The following is a 13,363-nucleotide window of genomic DNA, read 5'->3' as shown; positions in this document are numbered from 1 at the left end:
GGACCTCTCACAGCGGCAGCATCAGGCGCATATATTTTAGGGCAGTTGTCCCTTCATGCGGATGGCTGCTTCCTGAAGCGATTGGAACGTCCCTGCATCACTCCAATATTTTTGCAAAATATCGTATTCCAGTCCTCCAGCCGCTGCATAATGATTGTTCACGTCTGTAATTTCGAGTTCACCGCGTGCCGAAGGGGCAATGCGTTGGATAAGATTAAATACATGGTCATCATACATATATATGCCAGTAACACAATAAGAGGTCTTCGGATCGCTCGGTTTTTCCTCAATGTATGAGATTCGTTCCGGATGTTGTGGATCAAACACCGGCACCCCATACCGCCGTGCATCGTCCACTTCTTTAAGCAAAACACGAGCCGTACCCGCAGGCTGCTGCAAATACCGGTCCACATAAGGCTTCAAATCGTCGCTAAACAGATTGTCACCCAGCAGAACAACAAATTTTTCTCCAGGGAGGATGAACGAAGTCGCCAGATCCAATGCTTCAGCAATTCCGCCTGCTTTTTCCTGAATCCGATACGTGAGCTTGACGCCATGATCTGCTCCACCGCCCAAATAATCCGTGTATAAGCCAGCGGAATGTTTGTTGATAACAATCAATATTTCTTCTATGCCTGCCTGGCGGAGTCTGTCGATGCCATACATAATCATCGGGTGCTTGCCGACTGGAATCAGATGCTTGTTAATCAGCCGGGTCAGAGGATACAGTCGTGTTCCGGTTCCGCCTGCAAGAATTACACCTTTCATTCCACTATCCCTCCTTCATCGGATGTCTCAATATATTTAAGGGGATCGACATGCCATTTGTTGATAAAAATGGATCGATTGCGCTCAAGCAACTGTTTCCATGCCACAGGATCGGTCTTCAGGAAACTCGCGCTGCCGCGATGATGTACAAGTACATCCCCGCATACCAGCAAACGATACCCTTTCTGACAGGCCCTGTAGCAATAATCGTCATCTTCATAGTGTCCCGGCGAATAGGCTTCGTCAAGCACACCAATGTCCTCCATCACACTTCGCCGAATGAGCATGCATAAGCCGACAATCCGTCTGACTTCCTTCCACCTGGAAGCATCGACTATATTGTTGGCAGCAGCCAGTTCTTGAAAATGGGCCATGTCCCGGAACTCCAGTTCCACCTGCTGGATTCCACTTGCATAGTTGGTCATCGGACCTGTAATGCCAATGTTGGCATCACTGTAGAGGGCAGCCCGCAAGTTTTCAAGCCAGCGGGCGGTAACCGTTACATCATTATTCAGCAGCAACAGCTCATCACCACAGGCTGCACGGAGCCCGGCATTGCAAGCCGCCGGGAAACCCCGATTATCCGGCAGCCGGACAAAACGAATTCGTTCCTGGGCACAATACGCTGCCGTTCCGTCAATCGAACCATTATCCACAACGATAATTTCATATGACGTATGATGATCAGTATATTTTCGAATGGCATCGATACATGGCTTCAGCAGGTCCAGCCCATTGTACGTCGGAATAATGATACTCGTCAGTGTCATCTGGCATTCCTCCTGTAGGCCACTTCGACACGGGAAATGGACCGGGCATGTGACGTATTGCCGCCCATATCCAGCCAGGCTGCAATCGCCTCCAGATGGTCGCCGATGATCAATCGGGCCACTTCGTTGCCGCTGCCCGTATTGGTGGAACGCAGACGATTGGAACGAATGACATCGACTTGACTGGGCGCTGTCACTTTTAATCCGTGCTGAATGGCTAGACTTTGCGCCTTGGGAGGAACGGCCAGGGCCTGTGGTTTTACGATCTGGATCATCCTGCGCGAGAGGGCATGGGGTACGGCCGTCAACGAATTGGAACCCAGATCCGAACGGTTCAGCACACGGTTGAGATATGCTTTGATCCGGCTCACTTCATCCTGGCGGGCAAATGGAGGCAAAAGGGATGAAAGATTATTCAGTGCCACATCATCCCCCGGTCCACTGCATACAGAAACGGGGCGAGTTGCTCTGCCGGAACGACCATATCCCCATCCACAAAAAGAAGGGTCTCCGCCTCCGTCATCTTGGCCCCCAGTGCACGGCCTACATCATGTCCCGCCCGGTCAGGTTCATATACGAGCGTGATACCAGGCTGTTCAAGCACCTGCATTAGACTGTTGTCTGTTGTTCCATTCAATACCACAACGATATCCGTCAGCGGTAACCGTTTCAGTTGTACGAGCACTTGCCCCAGCGTAAGTTCCTCATTACAGGCACAGACGACCGCAGCGGCAGGTTTGTTAAGGGCAAGTGGTATGATATTCAATGGACGTCCAGCAGCATGAGCATACCCCTGCATGAAAGCTTTCCCTGCCTGCATTGCAGCAGGATAGCCCCTTAATTCCGCTGAAATCGCAGCCTCATGCTCCTGCCATGTCGAACGTACATGTTGTTCAATCGATTGCTCATTGTGCAGCGCCTTGCGTCCGGACCGTTGCCCTGCGTTGAATGCTTCATGCAATACGGATCTTTTCGTTATCGATCTACTCGCTGCTGAACTCTTTAGCGGCGATTTAGACAGGCTCTTCCTGCCCATGGTTCTCGTTCTGTTCCTTGTTGTTCGTCTGCCTGCTTTCCGTTGACGACGGACGCCCCCTGAACGCTCCTTCATTTCCTCACCTCCAGCATGTTGCCTCTTTTGACGAAGCCGCTTTCTTGATTTATGCAGCATGCTCACCTCGTCAGGCTACGAACACGCTGCAGGTCGGAATGCCCTCCACGTGGGCCAAGCGTATCGGTTATCCACTTGATCGCTGTCAGATGATCATTCCATATCAATTGACTGAGCGGATCAGGTCCGTTTCGTTTCTTGACTCGAACTGCATTCATTTTGCCCACAGGCACATGATGGACAGCACGCACCTTCAACCCGCTGATAACCGCCTTTGCATGTGCCAACGGTGGAATCTCCAGTGTTTCCGTACCCATTACCTCAAGTGCCCTGCGACTTAATGCATGCGGAATGGCTGTCATGGAAGCACCTTGCAGATCAGGTCTGGCTAGCATGCTGTTCAGCGCATGTTTGGCCTCTATCACAGGGTGAACAGGGGTGCGCGCCACCGGCCCGTTATAATCATTAAGTGCCACATCCGTCCCATCCAGTATCGCTCGCACATATGGCGCGAGATGTTCTGCCGGAATTAGAATGTCTGCATCCGTGAACAACAGCACCCTGCCACGAGCTGCCGCTGCACCGATTCTTCTTCCTGCATCATGTCCCAAAGCTTCAGCATAACGAAGCACCTGTGCTCCTGCCCTTTTTGCCGCCGCTGCCGTTCCATCCGTTGAACCATTCACAATAACAAGCACTTCAGCATCACGGCATATACGCAGCGCCTGACGGACGACTGCACCAATGGTTCGCGCTTCATTCATGGCAGGTATAATGACCGAAAGCAGTGGTTTATGCGAGTTCGTCGAATCCTGTGCAGGTGTCTCTCTCATCGCATGCTCATCTCCGAATGCTGGCCATTTCGTTTGGTCCTTGGGTGAAATCACGTACGTATAGGCCTTTGTACCCTTTTTGTATGCAGATTTCAGACGACGCTTCTTTAGTTGCGCTTTTCTTTGTGCCAGATTCGATTTGGCTGCAACAAAAGCGGTATTGCCGCGTTTTTGCAACACAGTCACCTCCCGGGTGTACATCATCGGCATGCAAAGGGAGTACACGTTATTCTATGTATTCATGGAGCAGTGGAAACGGCGTATGTCCTTGAACCGAGCAGGTTCTGTCCGCCATCAAGCTCAGTCAATCCATTTATTCAGACAATATTCGCCAAAATATTCGAAATCCGCTACAGCTCCCCTACTTCAGACACAATTTCAAAAAAAATTTAAAATTGCATCTTTTCCAACCTTTTACATTGTGATAATATACGTTGCAAGAAGTAGATTTACAAAAAAAATCCTAAGAAGGAACATGTGTTCCTTTCGATTTCTATTTTTATCCTGATAATTGACCTTCGGTTAATTCTGCTCGCAGCAGGATGATCCGGGAGACTGTTTTAGCGTTTGCTGCATGTACCTTGAGAGGAGTGATGCCGTTCAAATACGTAATTCAGGTTTGGTTATGTGAACCCGGAACGAACACCCCGGCTCCGTAAGAACATCTTCTGCTTCGCAAGTGGACAAGACCCCTGGCTTCTGATTGAGGAACTACAATGAACGATTAAGCCTCATAGCTGAACCGGATAAACGGTACTCCTTTTACACCCAACCACAGGCATACAGGCTCTGCCGATTTTGTTCCTTATCGTTTCTTGTCATATTCCACATTTCAGATTCAGCCTCACGCTCCGCGCTGCCCAAGTTGCAGACGGAACTCCAACCGAGATTGGCATAATTATTTGTTTTCCAAAAAATCATATTGAGAATGGGAGAGTTTACTATGAAATTTGCTAAAGTTATGCCAACAATTCTTGGAGGAGCTCTTTTGCTCGCTTCCGTATCTGCTGCTGCTGCAGCTCCATTGTCTGATCAGTCCATTCCATTGCAGGCCCCATATGCCTCTGAGGAGGGTATCCAGTTGAACAGCGGCTCCGACGAAACAATCTTCAATTTCCTTGGTCAACAGGACCAATTCCAGAATTCCGACGTGAAATCCCAACTCAAAATTATTAAAAGAACGACAGACACCTCTGGTGTACGGCACTTCCGCCTGAAGCAGTACATTAAAGGAATTCCAGTTTACGGTGCCGAGCAAACGATCCACCTGGACAAAACAGGACAGGTTTCATCCGCACTTGGTGATCTTCCACCGATTGAAGAACAAGCCATCCCTAATGACGGCGTCGCTGAAATCAGTGCAGAGGATGCGATCAAGATTGCATCGGAAGAAGCCACTTCCCGCGTTGGAGAGCTTGGCGAACCACAGAAAACCCCTGAAGCCGAGTTGAACATTTACCACAATGAAGAGGACAACCAAACCTATCTTGTTTACATTACTGAAGTCAATGTGCTTGAACCAGCCCCATTGCGTACCAAATATTTCGTGAATGCCGTTGACGGCAGTATCGTATCTCAATATGACCTCATCAACTTCGCAACAGGAACAGGTACAGGTGTACTTGGTGATACCAAGACTCTTACAACCACCCAATCCGGCAGTACCTTCCAACTGAAAGATACCACTCGCGGCAAAGGGATCGAAACCTACACCGCAAGCAATCGCTCCACCATTCCAGGTACTCTCCTGACGGATTCCGACAATGTATGGACTGATCATGCCGGAGTAGATGCCCATGCCTATGCTGCCGCCACGTATGATTTCTACAAAAACAAATTCAACCGTAACGGTCTGGACGGCAACGGTTTGCTGGTCAAATCCACGGTACATTACGGCTCCAACTACAATAACGCCTTCTGGAACGGGGTACAGATTGTATTTGGTGACGGAGATGGTACAACCTTCACTTCCCTGTCCGGTGATCTGGACGTAGTAGGTCATGAATTGACTCACGGTGTCATTGAGAACACAGCCAACCTGGAGTACCGCAATGAGCCAGGCGCACTGAACGAAGCCTTCGCAGATATCTTCGGCAATACCATTCAGAGCAAAAACTGGTTGATCGGTGACGACATTTACACACCTAACATTGCAGGCGATGCACTGCGCTCCATGTCCAACCCTACATTGTATGGACAACCTGACAAATACAGTGACCGTTATACCGGAACAGCTGACAACGGTGGTGTTCATACCAACAGCGGTATCATCAACAAAGCATACTATCTTGCAGTTCAAGGCGGCACGCATAACGGTGTCACTGTAACCGGAATTGGACGCGATAAAGCCATTCAAATCTTCTACAGCACACTCGTGAACTATCTGACACCAACATCCAAATTTGCTGCGGCAAAAACAGCTACCATCCAAGCAGCCAAAGATCTGTACGGTGCAACTTCCGCCGAGGTTACTGCAATTACCAAAGCTTATCAAGCCGTAGGACTGTAAGAATCCATTTGTTGTTGAACTCATATTCACTCGTTCAGGCACCCCTCATCGTCCGAACGGAGCAAGCTTATATATGAAAAAAAGCGGTGTCCCGGACAAATCCGGGAACCGCTTTTGTCTATTTGAACATGTGTACTCCTTCGTCCACAGTTGTCTTTGAAGATGAAGGCACGTGATCCCGCACGCTTACACGGAAGGCCCGGCGGCAATCCATGATAACAATCCATACGTGTGTTTGGAACCTCCAGTACGTGACACTTCCAGTACAGCTTCATCTTCACTCTGGGAGAGCAGCGACACCTGAAATCCCCGATCATTACACATGGCTACAATCACATAATGCTCCGATATAAACGATTCCTCAAAGGCTACCGATACTTCCACACATTCTTCATCCTCAGGCAATAGGAAAGCCTCCATACCGAACTGCTGCACGACAGGCTGACGGCTGACACTCCGTACAGGCTGGAATGCCAGATGTTTGGCCTGAACGGCTCCGGATTGCAGCTGCTCGCTGCCCACCGCCTCATCACACAAATGTTCCTGTGTAATCGATTGTTCACTCAATATAAACTCCGTAGTTCCACCGATCTCCTGTGACAATTCAAGCTGTGATTGCTGAGCCTGAACTACCTCCTCTGTCGTCACTGAAGCAGCTGCCAATGGTTCTCCAAGCTGGTCCGTTTGGGCTGCCTGCTCTTGTTGTTCCTCCAGCTCCTGATTCGATGTCTGGTGAATTTGTGTTTCCTCCAGACCAGCACCCGGCAGTGCCTCGACCAGGGCCTGCTGTGAAGGCTGTACTGCTTCGCTCTCTGTCTGAAGCAATGCTTCTTGTCTTTTGATCGCTGCCAGCTGCTCCAGCGTTTCTCCACTGAACTGGCGAATCGCATTCCATATCTCTTCGCTCAAATGCGCCGGGCCTACAATTCCCGCATTCAAGTGATTGGATGTAATGCTTTGTTCACTCAGTTTGCTGCCATCGATGGCGCAGTCTGCAAGATGCGCGGATGTTATCGCGCCGTCAGCCAATTTGCTGCCGTTTACACTGCCGTCGGCCAGTTTAGCACTCGTTACGGACCCACTTTGTAGATGGATCCCGCTTACTGCTTCCTCTTCCAGATGGGTTGTGCGAATACTACGTTCTTGAATATGATCAGCATGGATCGTTCCATCCTGAATATGCCGAGATTGCACACTTTGGTCTGCCAGGTGGATAGCTGATACCGCTCCTTCAAGCAACTTGCTGCCGTTAACACTGCCGTCGGCCAGTTTGGCAATTGTTATGGAGCCATTGTGCAGGTGAATCGCACTTACCGATTCCGCTTTGAGGTGGGAGATCCCAATGCTGCGTTCCTGAATATGGTCCGCATGAATCGCTCTTTCTTGGATATGACGGGATTGCACACTTCCATTGGCAATATGGACCTCTGACACCGAATCTTCAAGTAATTTGCTGCCGCTCACACTGCCATCGGCCAGTTTGGCACTCGTTACAGACCCATTTTGCAGATGAACCGTACTGATTGTATCTTCTTCCAGATGGGTCGTGCCAATGCTGTGCTCCTGAATATGGTCAGCAAGGATTGCTCCTTCCTGGATATGGCGGGACTGCACACTTTCGGAAGCGATATGGATCCCCGACACTGTATCTTCGAGCAGCTTGCTGCCGTTTACACTGCCATCAGCCAGTTTGGCACTCGTTACGGAGCCATTTTGCAGATGAACCGCACTTACTGCTTCTTCTTCCAGATGGGGTGTGCCAATGCTGCGCTCCTGAATATGACCCGCATGGATGGCACCTGCCTGAATATGCCCGGATTGCACACTTTCCGATGCGATATGAATCCCCGATATAGTACCTTCGAATAACTTGCTTCCGTTTATACTGCCATCCGCCAGTTTGGCACTCGTAACAGATCCATTTTGCAAATGGACTGCACTTACCGACTCCTCTTCCAAATGGAGTGTGCCAATGCTGCGTTCTTGAATATGACCAGCAAGGATTGCACCTTCTTGGATATGGCGGGTTTGCACACTTTCGTCTGCCATGTGGGCAGCCGATACTGCCCCTGCGGCTAATTTGCTGCCATCAACACTACCACTCGCCAGTTTGGAGCGTGTTACCGATTCATCCTGTAATATAATCGTACTTACTGCTTCTTCTTCCAGATGAGACGTACCGATGCTGCGTTCATGGATATGATGAGGAAGAATCTCACCATCTTGAATATGACGGGAATGTACAGCTCCTTGCTGCAGGTGAACCGCACTTGTCGACTCTGCCTGAAGGTGCAAACCACTGATCAAACCTGGCTGCAGATGAGCCGCTGTAATGGATAAAGGTGCCAGATGGTCTGTTTCGACAGATCCAGGTGCCAAGTGATGGGATGTGACTACCTGTTCAGCAATATGTTCCTCATGAATGATGTCGGGTTTCAGATGCTGTGAATTCACCACCCCCGTACCCAAATGATCCGATTTCACACTTCCATCAGCCAGATGAACGGATTGCACAGCGGATGGCTGCAGATGCTCGCTGCCTACCGATACCTGTTGCAATTCAGTACCGGACACCGCATTTGCTGCCAAATGGTCTACTGTTACGGACCGATGCCGCAGTTTGTTGCCAGTAATACTCCCATCAGCGAATAATTCTGGAGAACGTACTTCCTCCGACAAATGTTCCAGTGAAACGGCATGCTGCTTCAGGTGATAACCGCGAATGGTTCCTGCTGGAATATGTTTGGCGTGAATGCTTTCTGCCATAATTTTGGAAGAAGTCACGCTGCCGTCTGCCAGTTTGGCTGACGTGACAGCAAAATCCGCCAGTTTATCCGTGGCAACACTCTCTGGTGATAGCTTGGGGGAGGTAACCGCATGATCTGTAAGATGAGGTGGAAAAATGGATCCGCCTGCCATCTGGGCTGAAGTTACACTGCCAGGAGCCAATTTGTCTGTTGTGACGGCTGCCCGTGCAATTGCATCCGTTTCAACACTGCCTGGCTGAAGATGAGGTACACCTACTGCATGTTCTGTCAGGTGTTCCGATTTCACTGCATAAGGTCTCAGGGCCTCGGAACCCACGCTGCCTGGAGCCAGATGTGTACCTGTGACTCCACCGCTCGCAAGATGCGAGGATACGACGCTCCCCGGGCAAGCGCTCTGCTGCTAACCGAAGCCGTTCCAAGTTTTTCTGTTGTCACACTTCCATCCGCGAGCTTGGCGTCTATAACTGCAGCATCCTGCAATTCATACGTACCTACAGCTGACTCTGCCAGATGCCGCTCAGATACCACGCCATCCGCGAGAGCATCTCCGGACACACTTCCGGTAGACAGATGAGTTGCCTCGATGCTTCCACTTGCAATGTGAATGGAGTGAATTGCGGAATTGTCCACATGTACGGGCGTGATTCCCCGGTTCGCAATGTGTTCCGCACGAATGGACCCTTTGGCAAGATGTTTGCCCTGTACAGCTTCATCCGCGATTTTGGAAGAAATGACGCTCTGATCAGAAATCTTGGAGGCTGTAATCGACTGTTCCAGCAATTTAGCTGTTCCAACCGACTGGTCTGCCAGTTTGCTGCTGGTTACAGCACCGTCCGTCAAATGTTCACTGCCTACTTCTCCGTTTCCAATCTGCTCCTTGCCAATTGCATAAGCGCGGATCTGGCTTGAACCGATGGAACCGTCCAGCAGATGTCTTCCGCTTAGCGAACCCTCAGCTAAATGTCTTGTTTGTATGGATCCATCCTCAATCTGGTCACTCCCAATACTGCCAATAGATAGTTGTGAACGACCAATAGCCCCTTCTGCCAGATGCATCTGTTTAACAGCACCTGCCTGGATATGGTGAGACTCGATAGATTGTTCTTCGATTTTGCTGCCTGTGACAGCACCTTCACGAATTTTGGATGTAGTCACCGCATCGTCAGCCAGTTTAGAGGTATGCACCGCTCCTCCCGTGAGATGCCTTGTATCCACGCCGCTAATCGCAATCTTGTCTCCAGTTACGGCATGATTCTTGATTAATTCTTCCGTAACCAGCATTCGGCTGAGATGTCTTGTGCCGATGGAACCGTCGGCAATTTTGGCTGAATCGATGACCTGGTTGCCAAGCTTCTGGGAAGTAATGCTGCCATCCCTGATTTTATCGCCTGCAATAGAAGCATTTCGTATTTTGTGACCTGATACGGAGCCGTCAATCAAGTGCTCTTCGGATACAGACGCTTCCGCAAGTTTAGCGGAAACAATTGCCCCGTCTGCAATGTGAATGCTGGTCACCGCATAATCCTGCAATGCTTCACTGCCTACCGCATCCGGTTTCAGCTTGGAGGCATCCACAGAGAAAGGAGCCAGTTTGCTCTCCGTAACAGCAAATTCACTCAAGTCGTCCGTGTAGATATAGTGTCCGGTATGACCCGGCATCTGGTTCTGGTTCAGGATCTGCAGCCGATCCCTGCTTGTGATTTCCTGCTTGTTGACGTCCTTTTCTTCTTCTAGAACATGCGGAGCCACGCTGCTGACCTGAATCTGCTTTTCCAGGCTATCTTGTGTCTCGACGACTTCCTCGTTATCAGACTCTACGGGTTCCGGCTTAATGATTTTGGCTACGATTTTTAGGTCTTCCAGCTCGTTCGTTGTAGCAGGTAGCTCCGTTGATTCGAATAGGAATTCTTCTGATTCCTGAATGGCCCTCGAATCCCGTTTATTTGCATTCACGCGCGCTTCCCTATTCGAAGTGAAACCTGAGCTCATTGTGTCTGACCGTCGATTGGTCAGATCCAGTTCCTTAAATTTTGGACTCACATGCCGCAGTTTCGGCGTAGGAATCTTCTTATTGCCCTTTTTACTCATACAGCCTGCTCCTTCCTCTGACGTTCGTCTCCGGCATCATATGCTCCAGTCTGGGCATCTGCCACTACAATTCATGACTTTTGCCAATTACAGCACGTGGATGTACAAGCTTCAAAATATGCATTATTGGAATGCGGTCTGCTGAAATAGGCTGTACCCGTTCACTTATGTAAGGCGGCTGTCCACGCCCCTGACCCGGAAATGTCATACGATATCATGTAAGCATTTTGCATAAATCTATAGAATGCAAAGGGCTGGTATGAGAACTCATTGGTGCCTATCGAAGCATCATGATTCCGGTCTGCGTTATCGTGATATCCAACCAGGCGTTGACAGGCCGGCATTTCATGGATGGACGATCCATGGTCGCGATAACATTGAAGGAGGAACGGTCATGCTACAAGAAACGATCGGTATTCTGTTCGATTCACGCATGTACCGGGGGATACCGGCTGGAAGGACGGGTCAGGAATCACTCGCGAATGTTGAACAGGCAGCGGCCTGTTATGGATTAATCCCTTGTTTTTTGCGGCTGGAAGACGTGGATTCGGATACCAAAACCTGTATGGCTTATGTAAAAAAGAGGGTATATACGTGCGTCAAAGGATGCCATTGCCTTCTGTTATTCATAATCGGGCTCTCCAGCTTCGCCGTACGGAGCAGCACCAGGTGACCCAACTTCTGTTGCAGGGCATACAGGTATACAATGTTCGCAATCGATACCGCAAAGATCACATTCACGAGATGCTTTATCAGGACCCCGATCTCAGGCAGCATCTCCCCCGTGCGGTCAAAGCTACACCCGATTCTCTGGCCTATATGATGGAACATTACGATGATCTGGTGATCAAGCCTTGCAGCGGAAGCATTGGTCACGGCATTATGCGGATATTCCAAAAGGATGGTCAATGGAAACTCACTTGTGAGACAAGAACTTCACGCAAGGGATGGGCTACCTTTCGACTGAATAAGGGACAACTGCCCTCAGCTACCCTTCGCCGTATTTTTCGTCATGCCTATCTTATTGAAGAGCGCATACCTCTGGTTCGTTATGAAGGAAGACCCGTAGATCTGCGGGTATCGGTGCAACGTGGAGGTGACGGTTTGTGGGGAATCACGGGCATATTCGCCAAGGTAGCTCCGGCTCATACGTTTGTCACGAATATCGCCCAAGGCAGCAAAGTCATGACGCTGGCTGAAGCTCTTGGCTCGGAGGAATCCGACTGGCATCTACTAGAACTGGAGGCCAGAATCAAGTCTGTGGGACTCCGCATCGCACGGACGCTGGCCTCGAGCTTGCCACATCTTGCGGACCTTGGACTTGATCTGGGGATAACAGAGAACGGGCGGATTTATTTTATCGAATGCAACGGAAGGGATCAACGCTACGGTTTCCGAAAGGCCGGGATGACGGAGCATTGGAAGACCAGTTACCGACAACCGATGGCTTATGGACGTCTGCTGCTGGAACAGAATTCGCGCATACCGCGGCAACCTCAGACGTACGATAGGAGCCTATATTGATTTCGCGGGCATTCTGTGTCAATATTATGCAGAACGGCCGGTCCTGCCGGCCTTGAAGTTCGCACTAACCCTAAGGGGATATTCATGGCAAAAACGCTGTTGCGGTTAATGACCGAGCTTTCTTCTCGCAAATGGATCTCCCGGACTGTGGGAGCCTTCTCCAAAAGCCGAGGAAGCAAGGCATTTATCCCTTATTTTGTCCGGACCTACGACATCCCTGTTCAGGAAGCTGAAAAAGACTGGAAGGAATATCGTTCATTGAATGATTTCTTTACCCGTAAACTTAAACCGGGCATGCGCCCGCTTGAACTTTCAGAACATGCATTGATCAGTCCGGTAGATGCCAAAATCACGGCAGCCGGTCCGATATCTGCTGGAACGCTCCTGAATGTTAAGGGACAAAATTATACACTTGCTGAATTATTAAACCACTCACCGCATCTGGAGAAGTACAAGCACGGCTATGCTTTTGTCCTATACCTCAGTCCTCGCGACTATCACCGCATTCATGCGCCTGTTAGCGGTCGCCGAATGGAGAGTGAACATATTAAGGGCAAGGTTTATCCGGTAAATGATTTTGGCCTGACCCATATGAAATCGGTGCTGAGTCGAAACGAACGGCTCATTACGTATATTGCCCATGATTTTGGAGAAGTTGCTGTCGTGAAGGTAGGCGCAATGAATGTGAGCAGTATACAGTACGCCGGTACGGATGTCAGTTCCTGGGCACAAGGCGATGATCTCGCATATTTTGAATTCGGTTCCACCGTCGTACTGTTGACGCAGAGCGGCACATTCGAACCGAAACCGGGCTTGCAGCCTGGTGATTCCGTCAAAATGGGAGAATTGCTCGGTCGGTTAAAACCCGTCCAATGAGCAATGAGCAGATGATTCCTGAATAACAGGAGTCATCTTTTTTAATTTCTAATATACAGAAAGAAATTACACACAGAACATTTGCCTATATAAAAAGGTACTCGCAGCCGGAACAC

Annotated in this window: 10 protein-coding genes; 3 read left to right on the top strand and 7 right to left on the bottom strand. The window is 49.7% G+C overall.

The annotated features are described in order from the left end of the window. Positions 1-36: 36 nt before the first annotated feature. From ACTWJ7_RS08825 to ACTWJ7_RS08805, 5 genes are all read right to left on the bottom strand, one after another. Positions 37-768: a sugar phosphate nucleotidyltransferase gene (locus ACTWJ7_RS08825; RefSeq protein ID WP_024632601.1), complete on the bottom strand. Its 732-nt coding sequence runs from the start codon at positions 766-768 to the stop codon at positions 37-39. Continuing rightward, on the bottom strand, positions 765-1,538 hold the full coding sequence (locus tag ACTWJ7_RS08820; RefSeq protein WP_301881310.1) for a glycosyltransferase family 2 protein: 774 nt from the start codon (positions 1,536-1,538) through the stop codon (positions 765-767). The genes ACTWJ7_RS08825 and ACTWJ7_RS08820 overlap by 4 nt, the downstream gene beginning before the upstream one ends. Continuing rightward, positions 1,535-1,963 carry a hypothetical protein gene (locus tag ACTWJ7_RS08815; RefSeq protein ID WP_443145344.1) on the bottom strand — a complete coding sequence of 143 codons (429 nt, stop codon included), beginning with the start codon at positions 1,961-1,963 and terminating at the stop codon, positions 1,535-1,537. Before ACTWJ7_RS08815 ends, ACTWJ7_RS08820 begins: the two co-directional genes overlap by 4 nt. Continuing rightward, complete coding sequence (locus ACTWJ7_RS08810; RefSeq protein WP_443145343.1) at positions 1,954-2,649, bottom strand: glycosyltransferase; 696 nt, start codon at positions 2,647-2,649, stop codon at positions 1,954-1,956. Before ACTWJ7_RS08810 ends, ACTWJ7_RS08815 begins: the two co-directional genes overlap by 10 nt. A 62-nt stretch (positions 2,650-2,711) precedes the next feature. Further along, on the bottom strand, positions 2,712-3,659 hold the full coding sequence (locus ACTWJ7_RS08805) for a glycosyltransferase family 2 protein (protein ID WP_443145342.1): 948 nt from the start codon (positions 3,657-3,659) through the stop codon (positions 2,712-2,714). A 766-nt stretch (positions 3,660-4,425) separates the two neighbouring features. Here ACTWJ7_RS08805 and ACTWJ7_RS08800 point away from each other — a divergent pair. Further along, a complete protein-coding gene (locus ACTWJ7_RS08800; protein ID WP_301881306.1) occupies positions 4,426-5,991 on the top strand; it encodes a M4 family metallopeptidase in 1,566 nt (521 codons plus the stop codon). A 186-nt stretch (positions 5,992-6,177) separates the two neighbouring features. Here the strand turns inward: ACTWJ7_RS08800 and ACTWJ7_RS08795 are convergent, their stop codons facing one another. Both ACTWJ7_RS08795 and ACTWJ7_RS08790 read right to left on the bottom strand, forming a co-directional pair. Continuing rightward, entirely contained in the window at positions 6,178-9,045 is a 2,868-nt protein-coding gene (locus ACTWJ7_RS08795) for a WIAG-tail domain (RefSeq protein ID WP_443145341.1), read from the bottom strand. Positions 9,046-9,056: 11 nt separating this feature from the next. Then, entirely contained in the window at positions 9,057-10,847 is a 1,791-nt protein-coding gene (locus tag ACTWJ7_RS08790) for a hypothetical protein (RefSeq protein ID WP_443145340.1), read from the bottom strand. Between the two features lie 594 nt (positions 10,848-11,441). Between ACTWJ7_RS08790 and ACTWJ7_RS08785 the strand changes: the two genes are divergently transcribed. Together ACTWJ7_RS08785 and asd are read left to right on the top strand one after the other, a co-directional pair. Beyond that, positions 11,442-12,371, top strand: a complete 930-nt coding sequence (locus ACTWJ7_RS08785) for a YheC/YheD family protein (RefSeq protein ID WP_443145339.1) — start codon at positions 11,442-11,444, stop codon at positions 12,369-12,371. 84 nt (positions 12,372-12,455) lie between these two features. Further along, the gene (gene asd / locus ACTWJ7_RS08780) at positions 12,456-13,247 is read left to right on the top strand and encodes an archaetidylserine decarboxylase (protein ID WP_079347634.1); all 792 of its coding nucleotides are present in this window, start codon (positions 12,456-12,458) and stop codon (positions 13,245-13,247) included. Positions 13,248-13,363 lie beyond the last annotated feature (116 nt).

It is taken from the genome of Paenibacillus sp. 1A_MP2, assembly GCF_052244825.1.
Classification (GTDB): Bacteria; Bacillota; Bacilli; order Paenibacillales; family Paenibacillaceae; genus Paenibacillus; species Paenibacillus vandeheii.
Note: the sequence above shows the minus strand (reverse complement) of the source record. Positions and strands in the feature narration are given on the sequence as shown.

What these genes read in the sequence shown, in the direction of transcription:
- ACTWJ7_RS08790 (WP_443145340.1), bottom strand. Translation starts at nt 10,847, where the DNA reads ATGAGTAAAAAGGGCAATAAGAAGATTCCTACGCCGAAACTGCGGCAT.
- ACTWJ7_RS08825 (WP_024632601.1), bottom strand. Translation starts at nt 768, where the DNA reads ATGAAAGGTGTAATTCTTGCAGGCGGAACCGGAACACGACTGTATCCT.
- ACTWJ7_RS08820 (WP_301881310.1), bottom strand. Translation starts at nt 1,538, where the DNA reads ATGACACTGACGAGTATCATTATTCCGACGTACAATGGGCTGGACCTG.
- asd (WP_079347634.1), top strand. Translation starts at nt 12,456, where the DNA reads ATGGCAAAAACGCTGTTGCGGTTAATGACCGAGCTTTCTTCTCGCAAA.
- ACTWJ7_RS08810 (WP_443145343.1), bottom strand. Translation starts at nt 2,649, where the DNA reads ATGAAGGAGCGTTCAGGGGGCGTCCGTCGTCAACGGAAAGCAGGCAGA.
- ACTWJ7_RS08800 (WP_301881306.1), top strand. Translation starts at nt 4,426, where the DNA reads ATGAAATTTGCTAAAGTTATGCCAACAATTCTTGGAGGAGCTCTTTTG.